This window comes from Enterobacter wuhouensis (assembly GCF_004331265.1).
Classification (GTDB): Bacteria; Pseudomonadota; Gammaproteobacteria; order Enterobacterales; family Enterobacteriaceae; genus Enterobacter; species Enterobacter wuhouensis.
This window is the reverse complement of record NZ_SJOO01000001.1, coordinates 743,773-769,096: the sequence shown is the minus strand read 5'-3', so window position 1 is coordinate 769,096 and position 25,324 is coordinate 743,773. Positions and strand designations below refer to the sequence as shown.

The window sequence follows — 25,324 nt, the reverse complement described above, 5'->3', positions numbered from 1 at the left end:
AATTACTCTGTGAGCACCCTACAATGACAAATACAACAAAGCTTGATCCGATTGAAACGGCCTCCCTTGACGAGTTACAGGCGCTGCAAACCGAGCGCCTGAAGTGGACGCTACACCACGCCTATAGCAACGTTCCGATGTATAAACGCAAGTTTGACGCGGCGGGCGTGCACCCTGACGACTTTAACGAGCTGGCCGACCTGCAAAAATTCCCCTGCACCACCAAACAGGATCTGCGCGATAACTATCCGTTTGATACCTTTGCGGTGCCGATGGAGCAGGTGGTGCGTATTCACGCCTCCTCAGGCACCACCGGCAAGCCGACGGTGGTGGGATACACCCAAAATGATATCGACAACTGGGCCAATATCGTGGCCCGTTCCCTCCGCGCGGCAGGCGGCAGCGCGAAGGACAAAATTCACGTGGCCTACGGCTACGGGCTGTTTACCGGCGGGCTGGGCGCGCACTACGGTGCCGAGCGCTTAGGCGCGACGGTGATCCCGATGTCCGGCGGCCAGACGGAAAAACAGGCGCAGCTGATCCGCGACTTCCAGCCGGATATGATCATGGTGACGCCGTCCTACTGCCTGAACCTGATCGAAGAGCTGGAGCGCCAGATGGGCGGTGATGCCAGCGCCTGCTCCCTGCGCGTCGGCGTGTTTGGCGCGGAGCCGTGGACGCAGGCCATGCGCCGGGAAATTGAAAAACGCTTAGGCATTACCGCGCTCGATATTTATGGCCTGTCCGAAGTGATGGGGCCGGGCGTGGCGATGGAGTGTCTTGAAACCGCCGACGGGCCGACCATCTGGGAAGACCACTTCTACCCGGAAATCGTCAACCCGAACGACGGCACGCCGCTGGGAGATGGAGAGCAGGGCGAACTGCTGTTCACCACCCTGACCAAAGAGGCGCTGCCCGTGATCCGTTACCGCACCCGCGACCTGACGCGCCTGCTGCCGGGCACCGCGCGCACCATGCGCCGAATGGACCGCATCAGCGGCCGCAGCGACGATATGCTTATTATTCGCGGCGTGAACGTCTTCCCGTCGCAGCTGGAAGAGGAGATCGTTAAGTTCGAACACCTCTCGCCGCACTACCAGCTGGAGGTAAACCGCCGCGGGCATCTTGATTCACTTTCGGTGAAGGTTGAGCTGAAACAGAGTAGCTTGACGCTCTCACCCGAACAGCGCTGCCAGGTGTGTCACCAGCTGCGCCACCGCATCAAATCGATGGTGGGGATCTCCACGGACGTGACGATCGTCAACTGCGGCAGCATTCCGCGCTCGGAGGGCAAAGCCTGCCGGGTGTTTGATTTGCGTAAGGTTGCGGCCAACGGTTAAAACACCTAACCCCTCATCCTAACCTTCTCCCCAGAGGGGAGAAGGGACAGCCGGTGCGGTCTTTTTCCCTCTCCACTTTGGGGAGAGGGTCAGGGTGAGGGGGAAACCCCAGATTCCTGTGCTATGATTCATCCAGCCTAAAAAATACAACATAATGAATCACATGAATAAACTCGACGTCTTTATCCAGCACGCCGTCAGCTCTGTTCCCATCAGCGGGACATCGCTCATCTCCTCGCTGTACGGCGACGCGCTGTCCCATCGCGGGGGGGAAATCTGGCTCGGCAGCCTGGCGGCTTTGCTGGAGGGAATGGGGTTTGGCGAGCGCTTCGTACGTACCGCGCTGTTTCGCCTCAATAAAGAGGGATGGCTGGACGTTTCCCGCATCGGGCGTCGCAGCTTTTATCGCCTGAGCGACAAGGGGCTGCGCCTGACCCGCCGTGCGGAGAGCAAAATCTACCGTGCGGAGCTGCCCGCCTGGGACGGTAAATGGCTGCTGCTTTTGTCCGAGGGGCTGGATAAAAACACGCTCGCGGATGTGAAAAAACAGCTGATCTGGCAGGGGTTTGGCACGCTGGCGCCGAGCCTGATGGCCTCGCCGTCGCAGCATCTGGCCGACGTGCAGTCGCTGCTTCACGATGCCGGGGTGGCGGAAAACGTTATCTTCTTTGAAGCGCACTCACCGCTGGCGCTTTCCCGCGCGGCGCTGCGCTCGCGCGTGGAAGAGTGCTGGCAGCTCACCGAACAAAACGCCATGTACGAGACGTTTATCGACTCATTCCGCCCGCTGCTGCCGCTGCTGAAGGAGGCCGAGCCGGAGGATCTTACCCCGGAACGCTGCTTCCAGATCCAGCTGCTGCTGATTCATTTTTATCGCCGCGTGGTGCTAAAAGATCCGCTCCTGCCGGAGGAACTCCTCCCCGCGCACTGGGCGGGTCAAAGCGCGCGGCAGCTCTGTATCAACATCTACCAGCGCGTCGCGCCGGGGGCGCTGGCGTTTGTCAGCGAAAAGGGGGAGACCTCCGTGGGCGAACTGCCCGTGCCCGGTACGCTCTACTATCAACGCTTTGGCGGCCTTAATACGTAAGGAGTGGCAATGCCTGTTTATCAGATTGACGGTTTAACGCCGGTGGTTCCTGAGGAAAGCTACGTTCACCCAACCGCGGTGCTGATTGGTGACGTGATTCTGGGCAAAGGCGTTTACGTTGGCCCTAACGCCAGCCTGCGCGGTGATTTTGGCCGTATCGTCATTAAAGACGGTGCCAACATTCAGGACAACTGCGTGATGCACGGCTTCCCGGAGCAGGACACCGTGGTGGAAGAGGACGGGCATATCGGCCATAGCGCCATCCTGCACGGGTGTATTATCCGCCGTAACGCCCTCGTCGGGATGAATGCGGTGGTGATGGACGGCGCGGCGATCGGTGAGAACAGCATCGTCGGCGCGGCGGCATTCGTGAAGGCTAAAGCTGACATGCCCGCAAACCATCTCATTATCGGCAGCCCGGCCAAAGCGATTCGGGAACTGAGCGCGCAGGAAATCGAATGGAAGAAGCAGGGCACGCGTGAATATCAGGTGCTGGTGGATCGCTGTAAGCAGACGATGCATCAGGTGGAGCCGCTGCGCGAAGTAGAAGAAGGGCGCAAACGCCTGACGTTTGATGAGAATTTGAGGCCGAAGTCCGCGGGGTAAGATGCTACTATCGGGTGGATAGTATTGATACACGATCAAGGAGTGAGATCGCTTATATGAAAAAGCACGTTTTTATGTTGGCATGTGTGGCAACTCTTCTCGCGGGATGTGCGCCGCTGCAGCCTTCGGGATGCCATAAAACCACGGCAACGGGCAGCTGCAGTTCCGGGCGCTGGGACGACCGGGATGAATGGGGCGCGCAGGCGCGTGGCATCAGGGATGCAGTGAATGCACAAATCGCTGACCCTCAGCGCTGGAAAGGGAAGCAATGCAGGCTGCATCTTGCCTTTGCCGAGGATGGCACCGCGACAGAGATATCAACCAGCAGCGGCAATAAAGAATACTGCGAAGCGCTAAAAGCTGCGGCCCGGAAAGCCACCTTCCCGCCCTTTACGCACCCTGACGTCTACCGTGATTTTCAACGAGCCGGCTTTGACATGCGTGGTTAATTGAAGGGGCTGTACGAGACGTACTAACATTTTGGCTGCAGGATAAATCTGGAACTGCTATACTGTATATAATTACAGTGTGAGGGGCGTATAATGGCTGTTGAAACAAAATTTGTTGTCGTAAGAAAAGGTGAAGAGAAAATGACTTTTGCCAGTAAGAAAGAGGCTGACGCTTATGACAAACTGCTCGATATGGCAGAAGCGTTCACCGACTGGCTGTTGCAAAGCGGAATGGAGATGGAAGAGAAGCAGGCCGAGGATCTTGGGCTCTACCTCGCTGAACAAAAAGAAACCGTTCAGCACATACTGCGAACCAGCAAACTCCCCGATCTCAGCGCCGCAGCGCCAGCTGAGGATGCGGAGCCAGAGGATGCGGAGCCAGAGGCGGCGGGCGGTAAAAAAATCAGAGCCGTTAAGGCTGCCTGACCGACTGAGCACGTCATCGCCGATCCCGTAGCCGTGAGCAGAAAATCACTTACGGCTTCTGGGATCGTGTCTTACTCATCTCTGTCAGTTTAAAGAACGTCCACGACCTCAAACTCTTCTGCAACAAGCTCCATATCCTGCGAAAAGTGGCTTTCACGCTCAAAAAAGCGCTGGTGTTCCCTCTGCCAATACTCCAGGCTCAGATCGCCTTCACCTTCTTTGCGGGCAAACTCGGCGGTAACGTCACAAAAACGCACCAGCCGCATTGATACCAACCTGATGACGCATGCCGGAACATCCTGGCCGTCAAGAATGATGTTATAGCTCCCGATCAAGGGGGCAGATCCTTCCTTAAGGTAAGAAGTATAAGATCCGCAGGAGGCCGTTTTTTTTCCTGTTTTGATAAGCGCAGCAAGCGCGTTTGCGAGTTCCGGGCTATCGCCCATTTGGCAGGCGCTGGCGTCGGGGTATTTCACCTTTAATTCATCTACCGTAATCATCAAAAGAGATCCTGAGCGTAAAGAATAGAGACGTTGTTGAGCACCGATTGTATTAACGATGAAGCGTTGCTGCCAGCAGATCGGAATCTTACTTTATCGTGGTGGCACGCTCGCCTGGGTTCGCGCGGTAGGCGAATTCGGGATCGTTATGATTTTTGCTTATTTCCCGCAGGGTATACCTGTAAAGCTGTATACCAATCTGCAAAAATGGCTTTGGCAGTGTTGGTCATCATTCTTTGTTCTCCCTGTAATAGCGGGTCAACTTCTGCGACGTTCCCCAAATTTTCGATAGGGTTCAGCTGCCTACAGCCCCAGATCGCTCAAAGAGGGATGATCGTCAGGGCGTCTGCCGAGAGGCCAGTGGAATAGCCGCTGCGATTCGCCGATCGGCATGTCATTGACGCAGGCGAAACGGCGGGTCATTAGCCCGTCCTGGTTAAACTCCCAGTTTTCATTGCCGTAAGAACGATACCAGTTGCCTGAATCATCATGCCATTCATAGGCATAGCGCACGGCTATGCGGTTTTCGGTAAATGCCCAAAGCTCTTTTATCAGGCGATAGTCCAGCTCTTTCTTCCATTTGCGGTCCAGAAATGCCTGGGCCTCCTCGCGGTTAGTCGCAAATTCCGCGCGGTTACGCCATTGGGTATCCAGAGAGTAGGCAAGGGCAACTTTGGCAGGGTCGCGGCTATTCCAGCCATCCTCAGCCAGCCGGACTTTTTCAATTGCAGTTTCGCGCGTAAAGGGAGGTAGCGGTGGACGGATGTTCATGATTCATTCCTCAGGTTGCTATTAAGTAGACAGGTCTGTCTACTTGCGTTAATCTATGCCTGAAAAATAACGCTGTCAACATGTCAATGGAGGCCGGAATTTGGAAAACACATCCAGCAAGAATAACGACGGGAAATTGAGCGTCCGGGATAAAATAGTGCTTACCGCGCACGAGCTGTTTTATACCACCGGGTTTAAGGCAACGGGCGTGGATACCATCATCAAGCAGGCGCACGTGACGAAGGTGACGTTTTATCGCCATTTTCCGAGTAAAAGCCTGCTCATTCTGGCCTATTTAAACTACCGGCATGAAGTATGGATTGACTGGTTCGAGACCGCGCTGCGCCTGAATGTCGAGAAGGGGAAAGCATCGTCAGAGGCCATATCGGCAACGCTTTATGAATGGTTCACTTCGCCTCTGTTCCACGGTTGCGCTTTTATTAACGCCAGCGCAGAAGCGAAATCCGAAGATATTGAGAGCGAAATAAAAGACATTTGCCGCAGGCATAAAATGGAAGCAAAAGAAAAGATTGCGGCGCTAACCCGTATTTCCGACGCCCCACGGCTTGATGAAATCATGATTCTGATCGACGGTGCCATAATTCATGCGCAAATGGGCATGGATATCGAGGATATTATCGAACGGCTTAAGAGCGGGCTGGAGAAAATTATCGACTGCGCCGCTGAGGGCGAGGTGTAATCGGCTCAACAACACGAGCCGGTTTATTAATGGCCGTGCTTACGTAATACTGAGCGGAATTCTAAGCAAGGATAACAACATGACCCTACGTTTACGCGAGGCCACCTCAGCCGATTCACAGTTGCTGAGCGATTTAGGCTATGAAATCTATCCTGCACCCTTTGCACCTCTGTGGGTATCAGAAGCAGAAATGAACGATTTTCTCGCCGGGGAGTTTGCTCTCCCGGTGCTCGAAAAAAGCCTGAGGGAGGAAGGTATCACGTGGTATGTGGCACAAACCGATCGCCCGATAGGTTTTACAAAGGTCTCATGGGAAGCCGCGATGCCGGGCACCGGCGAGGTTGGTGTACTGCTTAATAAAATTTATCTGGCTCCCGCTGAGACGGGCAAAAATTATGGTCAGGTAATGTTTGAACAAATGGTTCAGCTCGCCAGAAATAAGGGCAAAGCGATACTATGGCTGGAAGTGCTCGAGCAGAACGAAGGGGCCTATCGATTCTATCAAAAACAGGGGATGCTCTGCGTCAACGAGGTCGCGTTTGAAACCGCGTCTCAGCGGAGCATGCTGAAAATTATGAGACTGACTTTATAGCCGTTTCTCGCTACCGTTCGTCGTGTTCCTCCTCCGGGGCCATCTCCAGCGCGCTGGCGCTGGCGGGGTCGAAGAGTGAGATACTCTCAATCTGATTGAGCAAAATGACCTTGCGGAAATCCATGGCGCTGCGGGGTTCCGAATCAAGCGTAATGTCATGTTCGTCGTACCATTTGCTGTAGTTATTTTCGATGCGCAGGTTCATCGTTTTTTCGTCGCGATAGCCGCTAAGCATCGGGATCAGCACGATGTTGGCCGTCTTTTCATACTCCAGCGTGGCGGTATGGATCATGCCGACATAAATCCGCCGCGACCTCAGCGCCACCTGCGCCAGCTCGCCTTGCTCCATGCACTGGTAAAGCAGCTGCTCAATACCGCTCGACTGCGCCAGGCGCTTATACAATTTTTTCCTGCCTTCACCGTCCAGCCTCGCGCTGCCTGCCCAGTTGGAGCGATAAAGACAAAACAGGATCGCGAACGCCAGCATTACCACCACCGGTGCCTGAATTCCCAGGAAGCTCCAGTTCATAAAATCAATCTGCCAGTCGGCATATTTCTGCGAGGTAAAGTGGAAGCTATTGTCCGCTGCCGAAAGCGCGAACAGCAGCAGCCAGAGCAGGCCGGTGGCAATGACGCCCTGTAAAACGAAAATACAGCCATACAGCGCGACGAGAAAATAGACGTCCCAGCCGAAGGAGCGTTTGATTTTAAAGCGGGTTGAGAGATCGCGGCTGGTGTACCAGTACCCGCACACCATCAGCACCATAAAGATCGCCGTTCCCATATCAGGCCCTCTTCAGCGCGGTGACGTGGCGCAGGAAATCCCGACGCACCTCGTTGCTTTTGTAGTTCACCGAGGCGTTCCCGTCCTGATCGATAATGATGCGGTCACCGTCCTCGACGGCTTCAATAATCTCCTGCTGCGTCATCACCTGAAGCAACGATTCCGGGCTTGAAAAGAGAGAGAGAAAGAAACGTCTCATCGTGAAGCATCCTTATGAATAAAAAGGATAAGCCTGGAAGATAAATGACAAGTTCGCCTTAAGGTTTTCCCTAAAAGCACTGCCGAGCGGCAGGGTTTTTATTTCGGCGGAAAAAATGCACGTATAGCCAACTTTTTAATCTATTGAAATATATAGGTAAAAAAATAAATTTATACACAAACTTGGACAAGTAACGATGATTGTGTAAGTTTTAATTATGCGATTACGCCACGTTGTTTACAGCCAGGATGTGACCCATGAGCACGTTGCCCACCGTCATCAGTCGATTTGTTGATTACTACACCGCGCTGGATAGCCAGCCACCGTCGGCGCTGGCGGGGCTTTATGACCCCGAAGCCACGCTTATCGACCCGTTCGGTGAGCATAATGGGCTATTTGCGATCCAGCGCTACTTTACCCATCTGCTGGCTAACGTGGAAAACTGCCGTTTTTCCATCGATCCCCCGCTGAGTAACGAACGCCGTTTTGTCGTCACCTGGACGATGCACTGGTCGCATCCGCGCATTGCCGGGGGAGAGAAGCTTGAGCTACCGGGCTGTTCGGTGGTGGACGTCGAAAACGATCTGATCGTCCGTCAGCGGGATTACTACGACGCCGGAGAGATGATCTATGAACATCTTCCCGTACTCGGCTGGGCGGTGCGCGGCGTGAAGCGCAGGGTGAAATCATGAATACGATACTTATCACCGGCGCGAGCTCCGGCATTGGCGCCGGGCTGGCGAGGTCCTATGCGGATGACGGCTATCACGTCATTGCCTGCGGGCGCGATCCGTCGCGTCTTGAAGCCCTGCATCAGCACAGCCCCAACATCACCGTGCGCCTGTTCGATATGACGGACAGGGACGCCTGTCGCCAGGCCCTGACGGGGCTGTATGCCGATACGGTCATCCTCTGCGCCGGAACCTGCGAATACTTCGACCGCGGCGTGGTGGATGCCGCGCTGGTGGAGCGGGTGATGACCACCAATGTCCTCGGCCCGGTTAACTGCCTGGCCGCGCTTCAGCCGCAGCTGGCGGCGGGCAACCGCGTGGTCCTGGTCAGCTCGATGGCGCACTGGCTGCACTTCCCGCGAGCCGAAGCCTACGGCGCGTCGAAAGTCGCCTTAACCTGGTTCGCCGAAACGCTGCGCCTCGACTGGGAACCGAAAGGGATCGGCGTGACCGTCGTTTCACCCGGATTTGTCGATACGCCGCTGACCCAAAAAAATGATTTCGCCATGCCGGGAAAGGTGAGCGTTGAAGACGCGGTGAAGGCGATTCGTGCCGGGCTGGAGAAAAATAAAAAACACATTGGATTCCCCACCGGGTTTGGCCTGATTTTACGGCTGCTGTCAGGGCTACCCGCGTTTATGCAGAATGCGCTCCTGCGCAGGATGGTGCGGTCATGAACATCGCCATTATCGGCAGCGGCATTGCCGGATTAACCTGCGCCTGGCGGCTGGCCGGCCACCATCAGGTCACCGTGTTTGAGGCCGGAGCCACGCCGGGTGGACACACCGCGACGGTAGACGTCTCCACGCCGCAGGCGTACTACGCCATAGACACCGGTTTTATCGTCTACAACGATCGCACCTATCCGCGCTTTATGGGGTTGCTCAGCGAGCTGGGCATCAGCGGGCAGAAAACGCAGATGAGCTTTTCGGTGCACAATCCGAAGACGGGGCTGGAGTACAACGGGCACACCCTGACGTCGCTGTTTGCCCAGCGTCGTAATCTGGTGAACCCGGCGTTCTGGTCGCTGCTGAAGGAGATCGTGCGCTTTAACCGGCTGGCGAAACAGGTGCTGGCGGCGAACGTTGATCCCCACGCCACGCTGGAGACCTTTCTCGAACGGCATCGCTTTACGCCGTTTTTCGCGCGTCACTACATTCTGCCGATGGGGGCGGCCATCTGGTCGTCGTCGCTGCAGGAGATGAAGCGCTTCCCGCTGCCGCTTTTCCTGCGTTTCTTCGAAAACCACGGCCTGCTCGACGTCACCCACCGTCCGCAGTGGTACGTGGTGCCCGGCGGATCGCGGGAGTACATCCGCGCGATGCTCGACAAGCTCGGAAACCGCGTAACGTTACGCCTGAACGCGCCCGTGCAGCGGGTGAGCCGCGACGAGCGGGGCGTCACGATCCGGCTGGACAACGAAAGCCACACCTTCGATCGGGCGATCTTTGCCTGCCATTCCGGGCAGGCGCTGGCGATGCTGGACGATCCGACGCCCGCAGAACGTGAGGTGCTGGGGGATATTGGCTGGCAGCGCAACGAGGTGGTGCTACACAGCGACAAACGCTGGCTGCCGGTGCGCGAGCGCGCCTGGGCGAGCTGGAACTACCGCCTGAGCGAGCGGGATCGGGCCAGCGCCTGCGTCACCTACAACATGAATATTCTGCAGGGGCTGCCCGCCGGAAGCCCGCTGTTCTGCGTCACCCTGAACCCTGAAACGCCGGTGGATGAACGTTTCGTCCTGAAGCGCTTTGTCTATGAACACCCGCTGTTCAATCCTAAAAGCTGGCGCGCGCAGGCGCGTCGCGGCGAGATCAACGGCCATAACCGGAGCTGGTTCTGCGGCGCGTACTGGTACAACGGTTTTCACGAAGACGGCGTGCGCAGCGCGCTGGACGTGGTGCACGGTCTGGCGGCAGAGGAGGGCAACTGAGATGAATAGCTGCCTTTATCACGGCGCGCTGCGCCACCGCCGGCTGCAGCCGAAAGCGCACGACTTTACCTACACCATCTTTATGGCCTGGCTGGATCTCGACGAGCTTGCTGCGCTGCCCGCCGCTGGCGTGCGCCGCAACCGGTTTGCCGCCGCCTCGTTCTACGATGCGGATTACCCGCTGGGCGCGCCGCTAAAGGCGAACGTGCTTGCGCGCCTGCAGAGCCTGACCGGCGAGCGCCCGGACGGGCGCGTGATGCTCCTGACGCAGCTGCGCTACTTCGGCTTTCATTTTAATCCGGTCAATTTTTACTACTGCTATGACCGGGCAGAAAGCCTGCGCTGGGTGCTCGCCGAGGTGCGCAATACGCCCTGGAACGAGCGGCATTACTACGCGGTGAACGGGCAGAACGCGCAGCCAACGGAAAAAGCGTTCCACGTCTCGCCGTTTAACCCGATGGAGATGGTTTACCACTGGCGCTTCAACAGCCCAGATAACACCCTCAACATGCATATTGAGAACCATCAGGAGACGAAGGTGTTTGACGCCACGCTGGCGCTTCGCCGGGAGCCGCTTACGCGCGCGTCGCTGCGGCGGATGCTGGTGCGGATCCCGCTGATGACGCTCAAAACCGTTTTCGCCATTTACTGGCAGGCGCTGAGGCTGTGGCTCAAGCGCGTGCCGCTGCATAACCATCCCGTCAGCAGGAGTGAACGCTCATGACCGATCCCGTCTTTGCGCTTGAACCCGATATTCCGCGCAACGTTCGCGTCGCGCGCTGGCTGCTTTTCCGCCTGTTGAGCGGCATCCGAGGCGGATCGCTCACCGTGCGTGAAGGGGCACAAACCTTTCAGTTTGGCGACCCCTCCGCTGCGCTACACGCTGATGTTCAGGTCCTGACGCCGGGGGTTTACTGGCGCGTCTTAACGGGCGGTAGCCTTGCTGCGTCCGAAGCCTGGATGGACGGCGAGTGGGAAACTGCCCAGCTTACGCCGCTTCTGCAGCTCCTGGCCCTCAACGGTGACGTGCTCGGACGGCTGGAAAACGGCTTCCGCCTGTTCGGCAGGCCGGTTGAGCGTCTGCGCCACTGGATGCGCCGCAACTCGCGCGCGCAGGCGAGAGACAATATTGCCGCCCATTACGATCTGGGGAATACCTTTTACGCCCATTTCCTCGATAAAGAGCTGCTCTATTCAAGCGCGCTGTTTACCCATGAGGAGCAGGATCTGACGGCGGCCCAGCAGGCAAAAATGGCGCGCCTGTGCGACCAGCTTGCGCTCACCCCGGACGACCACCTGCTGGAAATCGGCACCGGCTGGGGGGCGATGGCGGAGTACGCCGCGCGTCATTACGGCTGCAGGGTAACGACCACCACGCTCTCTAAAGAGCAGTACCTTTGGGCAACGGAGCGGATCGCCCGCGCCGGGCTGCAGGACCGCGTGGAGGTGCTGCTCTGCGACTATCGCGATCTGACCGGCCAGTACGACAAGCTGGTGTCGATTGAGATGATTGAAGCGGTGGGGCAAAACTATCTCCCGACGTTCTTCCGCACCTGCCAGGCGCGGCTGCGCCCGGGAGGACGCATGGCGATCCAGGCCATCACCATTCAGGACCAGCGCTACCGCGCCTACAGCAAAAGCGTCGATTTTATCCAGCGCTACATCTTTCCCGGCGGCTTTTTACCGAGCATCACCGCCATGAACGAGCTGATGACGCGCCACACCGATTTTGTGGTGCGCAACCTTTTCGACATGGGGCCGGACTACGCCCGCACGCTGGCCCATTGGCGGCAGCGCTTTGTCCACGCCTGGCAGGAGATCGAAGCGCTGGGGTTTGACGAGCGCTTTCGCCGGATGTGGCTTTACTATTTTGGCTACTGTGAAGCCGGGTTTAACGCCCGCACCATCAGCGTGGTTCAGCTGACTGCGGAACGCGTATGAGACGTTACGGGCAGGTGTTCCTGATGGCGATTGCGTTCGATCTCTACTGGACGCTGGTGGTGCTGTTTCGCGAGCGCGGTCTGGTTATCTGGATCATGCTGGCGATCGTCGCCTGCCTGATGCTCTCGCCTGCGCGCAGGCTGTATGCCATTTTACTTGCCGCCGCGGGCTGCCTGCTCGATGCCCTCTGGGCGGTGACGGGGCTGATTGCCTTTACGGGCGACTCGCTGATGCCCCTGTGGATGATGGCGCTGTGGCTGATGTTTGCCGTCGTCTGGACGCACCTGACCTATACCACGACCTTGCCCGGCTGGATGTTAACGCTGCTGGCAACCGCGGGCGGGCCGGTGGCCTACCTCATCGGGGAGCGGCTGGGCGCGATTGCGTTTCTGGAGCCCACCTTCATCGTCGTCAGCTGGATGGCGCCCGGCTGGCTGGTGCTGATGCTGTTTTTCCACCTGCTGATGGGGAGACAACAATGAGAGCCGTGTTGCTGTTGATCTGCATGGTCGTTTTCACCTCAACGACATACGCCGCCGACTGGCTCGGCTGGCGAAAGGTGGGAAGCGCCACGCTCACCTGGGGGCCGTTCACCGTTTACACCTCGCAGCTGCTGACGCCGGACGGGCGCTACGGAGGCGCAAACGGAGATTGTGCGCTGGTTATTACCTACGCGCGCGATATCGACCGCGAGGAGCTGGTCGAGGCAACGCGCGACCAGTGGCGGGCGCAGGGCATTGTGCAGCAAGAGCCGCAGAGCGAAGCGTGGCTTCGCATGCTGGAGACGCTCTGGCCGGACGTCACGACGGGTTCACAGCTGGCGTTTGTGCTTAAGAACAGGCAGGGGCAGTTCTGGTATCGCGCTCCCGCGCAGGCAGTTTTTACTCCACTCGGGCCACTTCAGTCAGCGGCGTTCAGCACGCGTTTTCTGGCAATATGGCTCGATCCCCGTACCCAATATCCCGAACTGCGCCAGCAGCTCATCGGAGGTCAACAATGAAACGTATTATGATCGCGGCCTTTGCCCTGACGATGCTGCTGGCAGGCTGCAGCACGGAGGTAACGGAGTACCGTCAGCAGCAGCCGACGCTGGACATTTTCACGTATTTCCAGGGTAAAACCGAGGCGTGGGGCATGGTGCAGGATCGCAGCGGGAAGCAGATCCGCCGCTTTCACGTTGAGATCGCCGGGGACGTCATTGGCGATACGCTGACCCTCACCGAGCATTTTGTCTACGACGACGGCGAAAAACAGCAGCGCGTCTGGCATATCCGCCGCGTGGCGGCAGACCGCTATGAAGGGACGGCAGGCGATATCGAAGGCGTCGCCTCCGGCCAGGCGGCGGGGAACGCCTTCAACTGGCGCTACAGCATGAACGTCAAGGCTGACGGTAAAACCTGGCTGCTGCACTTCGACGACTGGATGTACCTGCAGGACGGAACGCACCTGTTCAATAAAACCGAAATGAAGAAATTTGGCGTCACCGTCGCCACGGTGACGCTCTTCTTTACCCGTAAAGCGTGATTTAGTCGCTGGCGGGGCGGGATTTATTGCTGGAGTAGATGAAGTACAGGGCAATGCTCAGGCAGAGAACGGCGGCCAGGCGGCTCGTTGAAAACGGAATGGCTTCGTTGTTCAGCCAGCCGAAGTTATCAATCAGCATGCTCATGCTGAGCTGACCCAGAATGACCGCCACCGTGGCAACCGCGGTGCCGATGCGCTGTACGGCGAGCACCATCACGACGATGTACGGCACGCCGCACAGCGCGCCCAGCAGCTGCCACTTCGGCACGTCCATCAGGCTAACCGCCTGTTTCGGCTCAAAGAAGAAGATGAGCAGGGCGGTTACCAGCGCGCCCACTGAAAAGGTCAGAAACGCGCTTTTAAATACGCCCACGCTGTTGCCTAACTGCCCGTTAATGGCGGCCTGAACGCTCAGCGTCGCGCCGCCGATAACGGCTAGCATAATCATAATTACGGTCATAACGTTACCCCTGGGCCACGAGAATAAGCGCGGCAATAATGAACGCCAGCGCGATAATGCGTTTCGTATCGATCCTGCGGTGCGGCGTACCCAGCAGGCCGTAGTGGTCGATGATCAGGCTTTTAAATACCTGCCCCGCCAGAATGCCGATCATGGTCATAGCGATGCCGATGGCCGGAGTGGCAACGGTGAGGATGATGACGTAGACCGGGCCGAGCACGCCGCCGAGCAAATGCCACGAGGGCTGGGCAAAAAACGACGGGCTATTGCGCGGGCTGAAGAATAGCATCAGTAAAAACGTCAGCCCCGTCCCCACGCTAAAAATGCTGAACGCGGCCCACAGGTCGCCGACCTCTGCGCCCAGCGGACCCAGCAGGCCAGCTTCAATGGACAACCCCATGCCGCCGGCAATAACCAGTAAAATCAAAATGATGTGCATAATGCCTCTTCTACCTTTTTCCAGGTCCAGAAGATTACGTCCGATCATCATTGAGAAAAATGCCATAATGTAGGAAACACCTGTGCAGGATATGCATTAATGATTAACGTCGGAAACATCAACATTCGCGCGCTGATGATCTTTATCGCGGTTTATGAAACGCAGAATTTTTCGGTGGTTGCCAGACGGGAGGGGATCTCGGCGTCGCAGGTTTCCCGCGTCATCCACCAGCTTGAGGACGCCCTCGGGCAACAGCTTTTCTATCGCAACACGCGGGCGATTATTCCGACGGAAAGCGGGCATCTTTTCGTTCAGTATGCCCGGGCAATGGCGGGGAATCTTGAGGATGCGAGGCGCGAGCTGGACGAACGCGCGAGTGAGCCGTCGGGCACGCTGCGTATCAACGGCCCGGTTTTCTTCGGTCAACGACACATTGCGCCGGGTCTGCCCACGCTTTCGGCACGTTACCCCCGCCTCACTATCGAGCTCACGCTCACCGACGATTTTATCGACCCGCACCGTGACGCCGCTGACGTGATCTTCCGCATCGGCGCGCTCACGGATTCCTCGTTTCACGCCCGCGTATTCGGGCAGCAGTTCTATCATCTGGCGGCCTCGCCGGACTATGTGCGTAAACACGGCGCGCCTCAAGGTCCGGAAGATCTTAACCGTCATCGCTGCCTTCTGTATCGCGGCTCGTCCGGTCCTAACCGATGGCTGATTCGGCAGCCGGGCGAGGCGTGGGTTCACTATCCCATTTCCCCGCTGATGACCTCAAATAACGCCGAAACGCTGCTGATTGCCGCGCTGGGCGGGATGGGGATCGTGCTATTCCCCGACTGGATGGTGAGCGAAAGGCTGAAAAGCGGCGAGCTGGTGGCGCTCATGCCGGGGCTGGAGTGTTCTATTACGACGGAGCCGCTTACTATTGCGGCGATTTATCCGAACGCGCGGCATCCGCCCCTTAACGTCAGGGCGGTGATTGATTATTACATTGAGCGCTTCGGCACGCCGCTGTACTGGCAAACCTGAGGGTTAGCGGGAAAGCTCGCGGCGAATGATGTCGGCTCCGGCACTGAGCGCCTTCAGCTTGCCGTTGGCCACCTGGCGGGAAAGGGGAGCCATACCGCAGTTGGTCGACGGGTAGAGCTTGTCCGCATCGACAAACTGCAGCGCTTTACGCAGGGTGTCGGCAACGTCTTCCGGGCTTTCAACCGTATTCGTGGCAACGTCGATCGCGCCTACCATCACTTTTTTACCGCGGATCAGCTCCAGCAGATCCATCGGCACGCGCGAGTTGTGGCACTCCAGGGAAATAATGTCGATGTTCGAGGTCTGCAGCTTAGGGAAGGCCTCTTCATACTGTCGCCATTCAGAACCCAGGGTCTTTTTCCAGTCGGTATTGGCCTTGATGCCGTATCCGTAGCAGATGTGTACGGCGGTTTCACACTTTAGCCCTTCAATGGCGCGCTCCAGCGCGGCGATGCCCCAGTCGTTGACCTCATCGAAAAAGACGTTAAAGGCCGGTTCGTCGAACTGAATAATATCGACCCCGGCGGCCTCCAGCTCGCGGGCTTCCTGGTTAAGAATTTTGGCGAATTCCCAGGCCAGCTTCTCGCGGCTTTTGTAGTGGGCATCATAAAGCGTATCGATCATGGTCATCGGGCCCGGCAGCGCCCATTTAATCGGCCTGTCGGTGAGCTGACGCAGGTATTTTGCATCGTCAACGAACACCGGCTTCTGGCGCGTCACGGCGTCGACAACGGTGGGCACGCTCGCGTCGTAGCGGTTGCGAATGCGCACGGTCTGACGGTTCTCAAAATCCACACCGCTGAGGTGCTCAATAAAGGTGGTCACGAAGTGCTGACGGGTCTGCTCGCCGTCGCTGACGATATCGATACCTGCCCGAAGCTGCTCGTCCAGGGACAGGCGAAGGGCATCCTGCTTACCCGCCAGTAGCTCTTGATCCTGTAATTTCCACGGCGACCACAGGGTTTCCGGTTGAGCAAGCCAGGTTGGCTTTGGCAGGCTGCCTGCCGTAGACGTTGGGAGCAATGTTTTCATAATAAAAAGACCTTATTCGATTAATTAAAGCGTGAAGTTATGAGACCACTGCTCAAGACGTTGCTGGAAAGGCTTAATAAACTGCTCTTCCGTAAATTTACCCTGCTGGATCGCCAGCTGGCTGCGTTCTTCCCGGTCATATACAATTTTGGTTAAGGAATGATCCTGCTGATTCAGATCCGGCTGATAGAACTGGCCCGCGGTTGAGTTAGCGTTATAAATTTCAGGACGATAAATCTTCTGGAACGTTTCCATCGTGCTGATGGTGCCAATCAGCTCCAGATTCGAATAGTCAGCCAGCAAATCGCCGGAATAATAGAAGGCGAAAGGCGCCGCGCTGTTTTCCGGCATGAAGTAGCGCACCTTCAGGCCCATCTTGCCGAAGTACTGCTCGGTCAGCGAGGTGCCGTCAGGCTGATACTCGATGCCTAGCACCGGGTGGGTGTTACCGGTGCGGTGGTAAATGTCCTTGCTGGAGACGCTAAGGCAGATCACCGGCGGCTTTTTGAAGTGTTCTTTGTATTCGGCAGAGTGGGTGAAGTGCTTGAAAATGTTGCCGTGCAGTTCGCCAAAGTTCTCTGGAATACTGAAGGTTGACCGATCCTTATTGTGTTCGAGCAGCAAGACGCTGAAATCATAGTCACGCACGTAGGACGAGAAGTTATTCCCGACGATACCCTCGATGCGCTCGTTGGTTTTTTTATCGACAATAAAGGTTTGCAGTATTTCAATGGCCGGGAAGCTATTTTCGCCATCGACGTTCATATCCACGGAAATAATCTCAAGCTCAACCGCATAACGATCGGCTTTAGGGTTATCCCAGCGCGCCAGGGCGTTGAAGCGGTTGTTGATCATCACCAGCGTGTTGCGCAGATTTTCCTGACGCTTTTCGCCACGCGCCAGGTTGGCAAAGTTGGTCGTGGTACGCGTATTTTCTGACGGGTTGTAATTTTCATCGAAGCAACTGCGCTTAAGGCTAAATGTAAAAGCTTTACTCATTGTGGTTATGCATCCTAAGTTCATGTTGCCAGGAAGTTATCAATGCATAATTTATGCCTGAGCCAGTGGCGCAGGGGAAGTGACTTAATTTCAATGCAACATGAGGGAAGTTCATGAGGGGCTTAGGCCCCTCGTATTTAGGCTGTAGGACGTTCATTCCAGGCGTCACTGTGCACGATGTTCCCGTCTACGATGCGCCAAGTGATTTTTTCATACTTCAGGCTAACGCTTTCTACATGGTTCATTTTGTCGTTGGCGGCGATCTTTACGTTTGGTACGCTGCAGTTAACGCCAGTCACCTTAACGTGTTCCATTAACACGGTGTAATAACACACCTCCTGCCCGGCATCATTAATATGATAGAACCTGATTTCAGCGCTTTTAAAAGCCTTGCCGGTAGAGGCGGCTTTGTAGAGATAGGGCGTGGCGCTATCAACTTCCTTTTCGAACCGCATGGAAGAGTGCTGTCGTGTGCCGGTGATCTTGCCGTTTGCGCTGTCTACCGGAAGATTAAGACCGTGACTTAGCCCGATAATCTCAATGCTGCCTTCACGGCCTTTGACGTCCACCGATCCTGTGATGCACGCGCCGCCATCATCTTTAAGCCACAAATAGGGAGGAATTGGCATGCTCTATTTCCTTATTTTTTCTAATAATGTAATTGTTAAGATATAAATCATCATAGAAATGATTAACACGGTTAAAATATCGATATTTGTATATGTTTCGTACATGGTTTCAGCGTTGACGTCATCATAGATGAAATAACAGACAGAGGAGGCCACGTCATGATTGATATACATTTCGGCTGGTCCTAAAGTGCGACCAGTCAAAAGGCTAATCAGTAAAAACCATGCTGTTTTGAAAATTTTAAAGCGCCAATTACGCACAAGTATGGGTGTAACCATTTTCAAAAACCTCCACCCATCCGCGTGCCATAAGCGTACGCATACAGGGAACCGGAATAAGTTCTGTACTCATCAGTGCGTTACGGATCATTGCATAATCAGAATTATGGGCGATAGTTATACATCCCTCCGACACCGTGCCCGGATGCAGCCTAAACAAACCTCGATAAACATTATCAATCCAGGTGCCGTCGTCGATTCCCCAGTCGTCCTTGTATAAGGCGAACCATTCATCACGCCCAAATTCTGCGCCGGATCTAATTTTGTTCCACCGATCCTGAAGATTAGCTTTTATACCCGATAAGAAGCCTCCGGCCCCTCTGTCAACAATCCAGTATTTACCCGGTGGAATTGGGCCCGAACCTTTAATTGCGCCGCAAAAACCATTGTTACGGTAAGCACCTTGCCCCGAATGCGCCATAAATACGCCAACGCCATACAGGTTGAAAGGCGCATAGTCAGCACCATTAAGCATCATTGTTCCATTTATAGCCACAGTCTCTTATCATCCTATCTATACAATAAAGCCGAGCCTACGCCTGAAGTGAGCTGGAATATTCTACCCACATCATATTTTTTCTTGGCCCAATTTTTTTAAGAAAATGACGTGGCATTTTTTAATCACTATAAAGATATTATCGTTATTAAATGTTGAGGGAATTGTGGGACTGACTTAGGCCAGGATACGCCACGCCTGCTTGTCTGGCGTATCCTGCCCAATTCCCGCTATAATCCCCCCAAATTTCCAACCGGTTTAGATACGATCATGACAAAACTCACCTTACAAGAGCAGATGTTGAAAGCGGGCCTCGTGTCCAGCAAGAAAATGGCTAAGGTTCAGCGCACGGCGAAAAAATCTCGCGTGCAGGCGCGCGAGGCGAGAGAAGCCGTCGAAGAAAACAAGAAGGCGCAGATCGAGCGCGATAAACAGCTCAGCGAGCAGCAGAAGCAGGCCGTGCTGGCGAAGGAGTTTAAAGCGCAGGTGAAGCAGCTGATTGAGATGAACCGCATTACCGTTTCAAGAGGCAACATCACCTTTAACTTTACCGACGGCAATCTGATCAAAAAAATTGAGGTCGATAAGCAAACGCAGGCCCAGCTGATCAACGGCCGTCTGGCGATTGCGCGTCTGGTGATTAACGCCAACGGCGACTGCGAATACGCGATCATCCCGGCGGTGGTTGCGGATAAAATCGCCCAGCGCGATGCCGACAGCATCGTTCTGAACAGCGCGCTGAGCCAGGAAGAGCAGGACGAGGACGATCCATACGCGGACTTCAAAATCCCTGACGATTTGATGTGGTAAACCCTGTTTAAAACGGTGCAGCGTGGCGGGCGTTGATTGCCTCTCCGCTCACCGGATGCACAAAATCCAGCCCGCTGGCGTGCAGCATCAGCCGCGGCGTCATTCCGGCGCCGGGCCATTCAAGGCCGCCATATAAATCGCAGCCCAAAATAGGGTGGCCCAGCTGCTGGCAGTGAATGCGCAGCTGGTGCGTACGCCCGGTTTCCGGCGTAAGCTCAACCCGCGTCAACGGCAACCCCGTCGGCTGATAAAAACGTTCGATCACCCGGTAGCGCGAGCGGGCAGGTTTGCCCGTGACGGCGCAAATCGACATCAGCGGAAACAGCGCCGGATCTTTAGCAATTGGCGCATCAATTATCCCTTCGTCATTCTCAACGTGTCCGCAGAGCAGCGCGGCATAGACCTTGCTCACCGCACGCTGGCTGAACTGATGGCACAGCGCGGCGTTGATCGCTTTGTTTCGCGCGATCGCCATAATCCCTGACGTGCCAAAATCCAGACGATGCACCAGCGTGCAGCCTGGAAAAGACTGAACCAGACGATAATGAACGGAATCGAGGTTCTGCGGATTTTTGCCTGAAAGGCTGAGAAGTCCGGAGGGCTTGTTGATCAGCAGCAGATGTTCGTCCTGCCAGAGGAGTTCAATTTCGTCGAAACACGGCGGGGCAACAAACGTATCATTAATGGCAGACATTAAAAGGAACCGCTGGAGAATGAGCGCGGATGATAACGAAATGTGGGGAAAAGAAAAACCCTCCCACCGGGCGGTGAGAGGGCGAAATCTTAGGCTGCGACGAAGCCGTCGATCGCTGCTTTCGCGTCAGACTGCGCTTTGGTCGCCACTTCCGGACCGTAGGCGATACCTTCAGCGAACACGAAGTTCACGTCGGTGATGCCGATGAAGCCCAGGAACAGGGTCAGGTACGGCGCAACCAGATCGGTTGGGGTATCTTTGTGAATACCACCGCGGCTGGTCAGTACAACCGCACGCTTGCCAGTCACCAGACCTTCAGGGCCTTTCTCGGTGTAACGGAAGGTCACGCCAGCGCGCGCTACCAGGTCGAAGTAGTTCTTCAGCTGGGTAGGGATGTTGAAGTTGTACATTGGTGCGTTGATGACGATAACGTCGTGCGCCTGCAGTTCCGCAATCAGCTCGTCGGACAGCGCCAGGGCTTCCTGCTGACGCGGCGTCAGGGGAGCATCGCTTGGACGCAGCGCGCCAACCAGTTCACCGTCAAGCACAGGAATCGGGTTTGCGGCCAGGTCACGCACGGTGATTTCGTCCGCTGGATGCTGTTCACGCCACTGCTCAACGAAATAATCGGACAGCTGACCAGACTGAGAGTACCCTGCCAGAATACTGGATTTTAATACTAATACTTTGCTCATGGGTGATTCCTGTTTTGCATTTGATTGAAGGGGGTTGCCCCGTTGCTTGTTGACACTTTATTCACAATCCTGTCGCAGGGATAGCGCAATATATCGAAGTCTATGTTCGAAATTTTTGAATAAGGCGCGAAAAGCGCCGATGTGGTACTCTATATCAATCATTAAAAAGAGAATTTATCCGGCAGTGCACTGCCCGTTAACGCTATGACAGAACAACTAAAATTAACCTTCCCGATGCTCCTGAAACAGCTGGATACCCTTATGCTGCGGGATAAACAGCGGTTTGCGCGCCGCCTGCACGGGGTCAAGAAGGTTAAAAATCCTGATGCACAACAGGCCATTTACCAGGAGATGGCGAAAGAGATTGAACAGGCGGCAGGGAAAGTCGTGCTGCGCGAAGCCGCACGCCCGGCAATTACCTACCCGGAAAATCTGCCCGTCAGTCAGAAAAAACAGGACATCCTTGAGGCGGTCCGCGATCACCAGGTGGTGATTGTCGCGGGGGAAACCGGTTCGGGGAAAACCACCCAGCTGCCGAAAATCTGTATGGAGCTGGGGCGCGGGGTGAAAGGGCTGATTGGCCACACCCAGCCGCGTCGACTGGCCGCGCGTACCGTGGCGAACCGTATTGCCGAAGAGCTGCAGACGGAGCCGGGCGGCTGCATCGGGTATAAGGTGCGATTCAGCGACCACGTCAGCGATAACACCATGGTCAAGCTGATGACCGACGGTATCCTGCTGGCGGAGATCCAGCAGGATCGCCTGCTGATGCAGTACGACACCATCATCATCGATGAGGCGCACGAGCGCAGCCTGAACATCGACTTCCTGCTCGGCTACCTTAAAGAGCTGCTGCCGCGTCGCCCGGATCTGAAAATCATCATCACCTCCGCGACCATCGACCCGGAGCGCTTCTCGAAGCATTTCAACAATGCGCCGATTATTGAAGTCTCGGGCCGCACCTATCCGGTCGAGGTGCGCTATCGCCCGATTGTGGAGGAGGCGGACGATACCGAGCGCGATCAGCTACAGGCTATCTTTGACGCCGTCGACGAGCTGGGCAACGAGAGTTCGGGCGACATCCTGATCTTCATGAGCGGCGAGCGCGAAATTCGCGACACCGCCGATGCGCTCAGCAAGCGCGATCTGCGCCACACCGAGATTCTGCCGCTTTATGCCCGCCTCTCCAACAGCGAGCAGAACCGCGTGTTCCAGCCGCACGGCGGGAGGCGCATCGTGCTGGCGACCAACGTGGCGGAAACCTCGCTGACCGTGCCGGGCATCAAATACGTTATCGATCCGGGTACGGCGCGCATCAGCCGCTACAGCTACCGCACCAAGGTTCAGCGCCTGCCGATTGAGCCAGTGTCTCAGGCTTCCGCCAACCAGCGTAAGGGCCGCTGCGGCCGCGTGTCGGAAGGGATCTGTATTCGCCTCTATTCTGAGGACGATTTCCTCTCGCGCCCGGAGTTTACCGATCCGGAAATTCTGCGCACAAACCTGGCGTCCGTTATCCTGCAGATGACCGCGCTGGGGCTGGGCGACATCGCGGCGTTTCCGTTTGTGGAAGCGCCGGACAAGCGCAACATTCAGGACGGCGTGCGCCTGCTGGAAGAACTGGGCGCGATTACCACCGACGAGCAGGCAACGGCCTACAGGCTGACGCCGCTGGGGCGCCAGCTCAGCCAGCTGCCGGTCGATCCGCGTCTGGCCCGTATGGTGCTGGAAGCGCAAAAGCACGGCTGCGTGCGCGAGGCGATGATCATCACCTCGGCGCTCTCCATTCAGGACCCGCGCGAGCGTCCGATGGACAAGCAGCAGGCGTCTGATGAAAAGCACCGTCGCTTCCACGACAAAGAGTCCGACTTCCTCGCCTTCGTCAACCTGTGGAACTACCTCGGCGAGCAGCAGAAAGCGCTCTCCTCGAACCAGTTCCGCCGCCAGTGCCGCGTGGATTTCCTCAACTACCTGCGCGTGCGCGAGTGGCAGGATATCTACACGCAGCTGCGTCAGGTGGTGAAAGAGCTGGGGATCCCGGTGAACAGCGAGCCTGCGGAGTACCGCGAAATTCATATCGCGCTGCTGACCGGCCTGCTGTCCCATATCGGGATGAAAGATGCGGACAAGCAGGAGTTTACCGGCGCACGCAACGCGCGCTTCTCCATCTTCCCCGGTTCCGGTCTGTTCAAGAAGCCGCCGAAGTGGACGATGGTCGCCGAGCTGGTGGAAACCAGCCGCCTGTGGGGGCGCATTGCCGCGCGTATCGATCCGGAATGGGTTGAGCCGGTGGCGCAGCACCTGCTGAAACGCTCGTACAGTGAACCGCACTGGGAGCGCGCGCAGGGCGCGGTGATGGCGACCGAGAAGGTGACCGTTTACGGCCTGCCGGTGGTCGCCGCGCGCAAGGTTAACTACAGCCAGATTGATCCGGCGCTCAGCCGAGAGCTGTTTATCCGCCACGCGCTGGTGGAGGGTGACTGGCAGACGCGCCACGCGTTCTTCCGCGAAAACCTGAAGCTGCGCGCCGAAGTGGAGGAGCTTGAGCACAAGTCCCGCCGTCGCGATATTCTGGTGGACGATGAGGCGCTGTTTGAGTTTTACGACCAGCGCATCAGCCACGAGGTGATTTCTGCCCGCCACTTCGACAGCTGGTGGAAAAAGGCCAGCAAAGAGACGCCGGACCTGCTCAACTTCGAAAAGAGCATGCTGATTAAGGAAGGGGCGGAGTCGGTCAGCAAGCTCGACTACCCGAACTTCTGGCATCAGGGCAACCTCAAGCTGCGCCTGACCTATCAGTTTGAGCCGGGCACGGACGCGGACGGCGTGACCGTCCACATTCCGCTGCCGCTGCTGAACCAGGTGGAAGAGAGCGGGTTTGAGTGGCAAATCCCCGGCCTGCGCCGCGAGCTGGTGATTGCGCTGATCAAATCCCTGCCGAAACCGGTGCGCCGTAACTTTGTGCCTGCGCCAAACTATGCGGAAGCCTTTTTAGGCCGCGTCACGCCGCTGGAACTGCCGCTGCTGGACGCGCTCGAGCGCGAGTTCCGCCGCATGACCGGCACCACCATCGACCGAGAGGACTGGAACTGGGATCAGGTGCCCGATCACCTGAAAATCAGCTTCCGCGTGGTGGACGACAAAAACAGAAAGCTGCAGGAAGGGCGTTCGCTGAGCGAGCTGAAGGATGCCCTGAAGGGAAAAGTTCAGGAGACGCTGTCTGCGGTGGCGGACGACGGCATCGAGCAGAGCGGGCTACACATCTGGAGCTTCGGTCAGCTTCCGGAAAGCTACGAACAGAAGCGCGGCAACTATAAGGTCAAAGCCTGGCCTGCGCTGGTGGACGAGCGCGACAGCGTGGCGATCAAGCTCTTTGATAACCCGCTGGAACAGCAGCAGATGATGTGGCGCGGGCTGCGTCGCCTGCTGCTGCTGAACATCCCGTCGCCGATCAAGTATCTGCACGAGAAGCTGCCGAACAAAGCCAAGCTGGGGCTGTACTTTAACCCGTACGGCAAGGTGCTGGATCTGATTGACGACTGCATCTCCTGCGGCGTGGACAAGCTGATCCACGAGGCGGGCGGTCCGGTCTGGACGGAAGAGGGCTTTGCGAAGCTTCATGAAAAGGTGCGCGCGGAGCTGAACGACACCGTGGTGGAGATTGCCAAACAGGTCGAGCAGATCCTCACCGCCGTGTTCAATATCAACAAGCGCCTGAAGGGGCGCGTGGATATGACCATGGCGCTGGGGCTCTCGGACGTGAAGGCGCAGATGGCGGGGCTGGTCTATCGCGGCTTTGTCACCGGCAACGGCTTTAAGCGTCTGGGCGATACGCTGCGCTATCTGCAGGCGATTGAAAAACGTCTGGAGAAAATGGCCATCGATCCGCACCGAGACCGCGTTCAGATGCTGAAAGTGGAAAGCGTGCAGCAGGCGTGGCAGCAGTGGCTGAACAAGCTGCCGCCCGCGCGGCGCGATGATGAAGACGTGCAGGCGATCCGCTGGATGATCGAGGAGCTGCGAGTCAGCTTCTTTGCCCAGCAGCTCGGTACGCCGTATCCGATTTCGGATAAGCGTATTCTGCAGGCGATGGAGCAGATCTACGGTTAAAACCCTTGCCCGGTTTTCTCCCTCTCCCTGTGGGAGAGGGTCGGGGTGAGGGCATCAGCCCGCACATTT

30 protein-coding genes and 1 pseudogene are annotated in these 25,324 nt (G+C 56.7%); 19 read left to right on the top strand and 12 right to left on the bottom strand.

All coding sequences use genetic code 11. The features are described 5' to 3' along the window. The first annotated feature begins 23 nt into the window (after positions 1-23). The 5 genes from paaK to E0L20_RS03760 all read left to right on the top strand — a co-directional run bounded on the left by paaK (position 24) and on the right by E0L20_RS03760 (position 3,908). Positions 24-1,340 (top strand): phenylacetate--CoA ligase PaaK, encoded by a 1,317-nt coding sequence (gene paaK / locus E0L20_RS03780; protein ID WP_131632757.1) that lies wholly within the window; start codon positions 24-26, stop codon positions 1,338-1,340. A 154-nt stretch (positions 1,341-1,494) separates the two neighbouring features. Further along, positions 1,495-2,427 carry a phenylacetic acid degradation operon negative regulatory protein PaaX gene (gene paaX, locus E0L20_RS03775; protein ID WP_131632756.1) on the top strand — a complete coding sequence of 311 codons (933 nt, stop codon included), beginning with the start codon at positions 1,495-1,497 and terminating at the stop codon, positions 2,425-2,427. Positions 2,428-2,436: 9 nt separating this feature from the next. Continuing rightward, the gene (gene paaY / locus E0L20_RS03770) at positions 2,437-3,033 is read left to right on the top strand and encodes a phenylacetic acid degradation protein PaaY (protein WP_131632755.1); all 597 of its coding nucleotides are present in this window, start codon (positions 2,437-2,439) and stop codon (positions 3,031-3,033) included. 56 nt (positions 3,034-3,089) lie between these two features. Next, a complete protein-coding gene (locus E0L20_RS03765; protein ID WP_333900975.1) occupies positions 3,090-3,482 on the top strand; it encodes a cell envelope integrity TolA C-terminal domain-containing protein in 393 nt (130 codons plus the stop codon). Positions 3,483-3,575: 93 nt separating this feature from the next. Further along, positions 3,576-3,908 carry a YebG family protein gene (locus E0L20_RS03760; RefSeq protein ID WP_131632754.1) on the top strand — a complete coding sequence of 111 codons (333 nt, stop codon included), beginning with the start codon at positions 3,576-3,578 and terminating at the stop codon, positions 3,906-3,908. An 89-nt stretch (positions 3,909-3,997) separates the two neighbouring features. On the opposite strand, the gene E0L20_RS03755 is transcribed toward E0L20_RS03760, so the two are convergent. Beyond that, positions 3,998-4,408, bottom strand: coding sequence for an ASCH domain-containing protein (locus E0L20_RS03755; RefSeq protein ID WP_131632753.1), 411 nt, complete (start codon positions 4,406-4,408; stop codon positions 3,998-4,000). Between the two features lie 106 nt (positions 4,409-4,514). On the opposite strand from E0L20_RS03755, the pseudogene E0L20_RS23995 reads away from it, so the two are divergent. After that, positions 4,515-4,700 (top strand): annotated as a pseudogene (locus E0L20_RS23995) (sulfate ABC transporter permease); the annotation flags it as partial. Positions 4,701-4,711: 11 nt separating this feature from the next. Here E0L20_RS23995 and E0L20_RS03745 read toward each other — a convergent pair. After that, positions 4,712-5,179, bottom strand: a complete 468-nt coding sequence (locus E0L20_RS03745) for a nuclear transport factor 2 family protein (protein WP_131632752.1) — start codon at positions 5,177-5,179, stop codon at positions 4,712-4,714. A gap of 100 nt (positions 5,180-5,279) precedes the next feature. Here E0L20_RS03745 and E0L20_RS03740 point away from each other — a divergent pair, with 100 nt between their 5' ends. Together E0L20_RS03740 and E0L20_RS03735 are read left to right on the top strand one after the other, a co-directional pair. After that, positions 5,280-5,879, top strand: coding sequence for a TetR/AcrR family transcriptional regulator (locus E0L20_RS03740; RefSeq protein ID WP_131632751.1), 600 nt, complete (start codon positions 5,280-5,282; stop codon positions 5,877-5,879). Between the two features lie 79 nt (positions 5,880-5,958). Then, on the top strand, positions 5,959-6,471 hold the full coding sequence (locus E0L20_RS03735) for a GNAT family N-acetyltransferase (protein WP_131632750.1): 513 nt from the start codon (positions 5,959-5,961) through the stop codon (positions 6,469-6,471). A 10-nt stretch (positions 6,472-6,481) separates the two neighbouring features. On the opposite strand, the gene E0L20_RS03730 is transcribed toward E0L20_RS03735, so the two are convergent. After that, positions 6,482-7,255 (bottom strand): hypothetical protein, encoded by a 774-nt coding sequence (locus E0L20_RS03730; protein WP_131632749.1) that lies wholly within the window; start codon positions 7,253-7,255, stop codon positions 6,482-6,484. Between the two features lies 1 nt (position 7,256). After that, positions 7,257-7,454, bottom strand: a complete 198-nt coding sequence (locus E0L20_RS03725) for a hypothetical protein (RefSeq protein ID WP_131632748.1) — start codon at positions 7,452-7,454, stop codon at positions 7,257-7,259. A 257-nt stretch (positions 7,455-7,711) separates the two neighbouring features. On the opposite strand from E0L20_RS03725, the gene E0L20_RS03720 reads away from it, so the two are divergent. From E0L20_RS03720 to E0L20_RS03685, 8 genes are read left to right on the top strand one after another with little or no spacing between them, the layout of a single operon-like run. Then, entirely contained in the window at positions 7,712-8,146 is a 435-nt protein-coding gene (locus E0L20_RS03720) for a nuclear transport factor 2 family protein (RefSeq protein ID WP_131632747.1), read from the top strand. Beyond that, positions 8,143-8,862 (top strand): SDR family NAD(P)-dependent oxidoreductase, encoded by a 720-nt coding sequence (locus tag E0L20_RS03715; RefSeq protein ID WP_131632746.1) that lies wholly within the window; start codon positions 8,143-8,145, stop codon positions 8,860-8,862. Before E0L20_RS03720 ends, E0L20_RS03715 begins: the two co-directional genes overlap by 4 nt. Further along, positions 8,859-10,118, top strand: a complete 1,260-nt coding sequence (locus E0L20_RS03710) for an NAD(P)/FAD-dependent oxidoreductase (RefSeq protein ID WP_131632745.1) — start codon at positions 8,859-8,861, stop codon at positions 10,116-10,118. Before E0L20_RS03715 ends, E0L20_RS03710 begins: the two co-directional genes overlap by 4 nt. Before the next feature lies 1 nt (position 10,119). Beyond that, positions 10,120-10,842, top strand: coding sequence for a DUF1365 domain-containing protein (locus E0L20_RS03705; RefSeq protein ID WP_131632744.1), 723 nt, complete (start codon positions 10,120-10,122; stop codon positions 10,840-10,842). Further along, positions 10,839-12,059, top strand: coding sequence for an SAM-dependent methyltransferase (locus tag E0L20_RS03700; protein WP_131632743.1), 1,221 nt, complete (start codon positions 10,839-10,841; stop codon positions 12,057-12,059). Before E0L20_RS03705 ends, E0L20_RS03700 begins: the two co-directional genes overlap by 4 nt. Then, on the top strand, positions 12,056-12,541 hold the full coding sequence (locus E0L20_RS03695; protein ID WP_131632742.1) for a DUF2878 domain-containing protein: 486 nt from the start codon (positions 12,056-12,058) through the stop codon (positions 12,539-12,541). The genes E0L20_RS03700 and E0L20_RS03695 overlap by 4 nt, the downstream gene beginning before the upstream one ends. Continuing rightward, positions 12,538-13,059, top strand: a complete 522-nt coding sequence (locus tag E0L20_RS03690) for a hypothetical protein (RefSeq protein ID WP_131632741.1) — start codon at positions 12,538-12,540, stop codon at positions 13,057-13,059. Before E0L20_RS03695 ends, E0L20_RS03690 begins: the two co-directional genes overlap by 4 nt. Further along, complete coding sequence (locus E0L20_RS03685) at positions 13,056-13,583, top strand: DUF3833 domain-containing protein (protein WP_131632740.1); 528 nt, start codon at positions 13,056-13,058, stop codon at positions 13,581-13,583. Before E0L20_RS03690 ends, E0L20_RS03685 begins: the two co-directional genes overlap by 4 nt. Before the next feature lies 1 nt (position 13,584). Here E0L20_RS03685 and E0L20_RS03680 read toward each other — a convergent pair whose 3' ends face one another. Both E0L20_RS03680 and E0L20_RS03675 read right to left on the bottom strand, forming a co-directional pair. Beyond that, on the bottom strand, positions 13,585-14,043 hold the full coding sequence (locus E0L20_RS03680; RefSeq protein ID WP_131632739.1) for a DMT family transporter: 459 nt from the start codon (positions 14,041-14,043) through the stop codon (positions 13,585-13,587). A gap of 4 nt (positions 14,044-14,047) precedes the next feature. Further along, on the bottom strand, positions 14,048-14,482 hold the full coding sequence (locus tag E0L20_RS03675) for a DMT family transporter (protein WP_131632813.1): 435 nt from the start codon (positions 14,480-14,482) through the stop codon (positions 14,048-14,050). Positions 14,483-14,581: 99 nt separating this feature from the next. On the opposite strand from E0L20_RS03675, the gene E0L20_RS03670 reads away from it, so the two are divergent. After that, entirely contained in the window at positions 14,582-15,514 is a 933-nt protein-coding gene (locus tag E0L20_RS03670) for a LysR family transcriptional regulator (protein WP_131632738.1), read from the top strand. A gap of 3 nt (positions 15,515-15,517) precedes the next feature. Here E0L20_RS03670 and E0L20_RS03665 read toward each other — a convergent pair whose 3' ends face one another. The 4 genes from E0L20_RS03665 to E0L20_RS03645 all read right to left on the bottom strand — a co-directional run bounded on the left by E0L20_RS03665 (position 15,518) and on the right by E0L20_RS03645 (position 18,949). Then, positions 15,518-16,546 carry a methionine synthase gene (locus E0L20_RS03665; protein ID WP_131632737.1) on the bottom strand — a complete coding sequence of 343 codons (1,029 nt, stop codon included), beginning with the start codon at positions 16,544-16,546 and terminating at the stop codon, positions 15,518-15,520. A gap of 24 nt (positions 16,547-16,570) precedes the next feature. Then, on the bottom strand, positions 16,571-17,545 hold the full coding sequence (locus tag E0L20_RS03660) for a DUF1852 domain-containing protein (RefSeq protein WP_131632736.1): 975 nt from the start codon (positions 17,543-17,545) through the stop codon (positions 16,571-16,573). 137 nt (positions 17,546-17,682) lie between these two features. After that, the gene (locus tag E0L20_RS03655; RefSeq protein ID WP_131632735.1) at positions 17,683-18,174 is read right to left on the bottom strand and encodes an Hcp family type VI secretion system effector; all 492 of its coding nucleotides are present in this window, start codon (positions 18,172-18,174) and stop codon (positions 17,683-17,685) included. 253 nt (positions 18,175-18,427) lie between these two features. Next, positions 18,428-18,949 carry a DUF2778 domain-containing protein gene (locus E0L20_RS03645; protein ID WP_131632733.1) on the bottom strand — a complete coding sequence of 174 codons (522 nt, stop codon included), beginning with the start codon at positions 18,947-18,949 and terminating at the stop codon, positions 18,428-18,430. Positions 18,950-19,219: 270 nt separating this feature from the next. Between E0L20_RS03645 and E0L20_RS03640 the strand changes: the two genes are divergently transcribed. Next, positions 19,220-19,759, top strand: a complete 540-nt coding sequence (locus E0L20_RS03640; RefSeq protein WP_131632732.1) for a DUF2058 domain-containing protein — start codon at positions 19,220-19,222, stop codon at positions 19,757-19,759. 7 nt (positions 19,760-19,766) lie between these two features. Here the strand turns inward: E0L20_RS03640 and E0L20_RS03635 are convergent, their stop codons facing one another. Both E0L20_RS03635 and azoR read right to left on the bottom strand, forming a co-directional pair. Beyond that, positions 19,767-20,453, bottom strand: a complete 687-nt coding sequence (locus E0L20_RS03635) for an RluA family pseudouridine synthase (protein ID WP_131632731.1) — start codon at positions 20,451-20,453, stop codon at positions 19,767-19,769. 89 nt (positions 20,454-20,542) lie between these two features. After that, entirely contained in the window at positions 20,543-21,148 is a 606-nt protein-coding gene (gene azoR, locus E0L20_RS03630) for an FMN-dependent NADH-azoreductase (protein ID WP_131632730.1), read from the bottom strand. A gap of 204 nt (positions 21,149-21,352) precedes the next feature. Between azoR and hrpA the strand changes: the two genes are divergently transcribed. Continuing rightward, positions 21,353-25,255: an ATP-dependent RNA helicase HrpA gene (hrpA, locus tag E0L20_RS03625; protein WP_131632729.1), complete on the top strand. Its 3,903-nt coding sequence runs from the start codon at positions 21,353-21,355 to the stop codon at positions 25,253-25,255. Positions 25,256-25,324 lie beyond the last annotated feature (69 nt).

Coding starts and splice junctions, on each gene's coding strand:
- paaK (WP_131632757.1), top strand. CDS start 24: ATGACAAATACAACAAAGCTTGATCCGATTGAAACGGCCTCCCTTGAC.
- paaX (WP_131632756.1), top strand. CDS start 1,495: ATGAATCACATGAATAAACTCGACGTCTTTATCCAGCACGCCGTCAGC.
- paaY (WP_131632755.1), top strand. CDS start 2,437: ATGCCTGTTTATCAGATTGACGGTTTAACGCCGGTGGTTCCTGAGGAA.
- E0L20_RS03765 (WP_333900975.1), top strand. CDS start 3,090: ATGAAAAAGCACGTTTTTATGTTGGCATGTGTGGCAACTCTTCTCGCG.
- E0L20_RS03760 (WP_131632754.1), top strand. CDS start 3,576: ATGGCTGTTGAAACAAAATTTGTTGTCGTAAGAAAAGGTGAAGAGAAA.
- E0L20_RS03755 (WP_131632753.1), bottom strand. CDS start 4,408: ATGATTACGGTAGATGAATTAAAGGTGAAATACCCCGACGCCAGCGCC.
- E0L20_RS03745 (WP_131632752.1), bottom strand. CDS start 5,179: ATGAACATCCGTCCACCGCTACCTCCCTTTACGCGCGAAACTGCAATT.
- E0L20_RS03735 (WP_131632750.1), top strand. CDS start 5,959: ATGACCCTACGTTTACGCGAGGCCACCTCAGCCGATTCACAGTTGCTG.
- E0L20_RS03730 (WP_131632749.1), bottom strand. CDS start 7,255: ATGGGAACGGCGATCTTTATGGTGCTGATGGTGTGCGGGTACTGGTAC.
- E0L20_RS03725 (WP_131632748.1), bottom strand. CDS start 7,454: ATGAGACGTTTCTTTCTCTCTCTCTTTTCAAGCCCGGAATCGTTGCTT.
- E0L20_RS03720 (WP_131632747.1), top strand. CDS start 7,712: ATGAGCACGTTGCCCACCGTCATCAGTCGATTTGTTGATTACTACACC.
- E0L20_RS03715 (WP_131632746.1), top strand. CDS start 8,143: ATGAATACGATACTTATCACCGGCGCGAGCTCCGGCATTGGCGCCGGG.
- E0L20_RS03710 (WP_131632745.1), top strand. CDS start 8,859: ATGAACATCGCCATTATCGGCAGCGGCATTGCCGGATTAACCTGCGCC.
- E0L20_RS03705 (WP_131632744.1), top strand. CDS start 10,120: ATGAATAGCTGCCTTTATCACGGCGCGCTGCGCCACCGCCGGCTGCAG.
- E0L20_RS03700 (WP_131632743.1), top strand. CDS start 10,839: ATGACCGATCCCGTCTTTGCGCTTGAACCCGATATTCCGCGCAACGTT.
- E0L20_RS03695 (WP_131632742.1), top strand. CDS start 12,056: ATGAGACGTTACGGGCAGGTGTTCCTGATGGCGATTGCGTTCGATCTC.
- E0L20_RS03690 (WP_131632741.1), top strand. CDS start 12,538: ATGAGAGCCGTGTTGCTGTTGATCTGCATGGTCGTTTTCACCTCAACG.
- E0L20_RS03685 (WP_131632740.1), top strand. CDS start 13,056: ATGAAACGTATTATGATCGCGGCCTTTGCCCTGACGATGCTGCTGGCA.
- E0L20_RS03680 (WP_131632739.1), bottom strand. CDS start 14,043: ATGACCGTAATTATGATTATGCTAGCCGTTATCGGCGGCGCGACGCTG.
- E0L20_RS03675 (WP_131632813.1), bottom strand. CDS start 14,482: ATGCACATCATTTTGATTTTACTGGTTATTGCCGGCGGCATGGGGTTG.
- E0L20_RS03670 (WP_131632738.1), top strand. CDS start 14,582: ATGATTAACGTCGGAAACATCAACATTCGCGCGCTGATGATCTTTATC.
- E0L20_RS03665 (WP_131632737.1), bottom strand. CDS start 16,546: ATGAAAACATTGCTCCCAACGTCTACGGCAGGCAGCCTGCCAAAGCCA.
- E0L20_RS03660 (WP_131632736.1), bottom strand. CDS start 17,545: ATGAGTAAAGCTTTTACATTTAGCCTTAAGCGCAGTTGCTTCGATGAA.
- E0L20_RS03655 (WP_131632735.1), bottom strand. CDS start 18,174: ATGCCAATTCCTCCCTATTTGTGGCTTAAAGATGATGGCGGCGCGTGC.
- E0L20_RS03640 (WP_131632732.1), top strand. CDS start 19,220: ATGACAAAACTCACCTTACAAGAGCAGATGTTGAAAGCGGGCCTCGTG.
- E0L20_RS03635 (WP_131632731.1), bottom strand. CDS start 20,453: ATGTCTGCCATTAATGATACGTTTGTTGCCCCGCCGTGTTTCGACGAA.
- azoR (WP_131632730.1), bottom strand. CDS start 21,148: ATGAGCAAAGTATTAGTATTAAAATCCAGTATTCTGGCAGGGTACTCT.
- hrpA (WP_131632729.1), top strand. CDS start 21,353: ATGACAGAACAACTAAAATTAACCTTCCCGATGCTCCTGAAACAGCTG.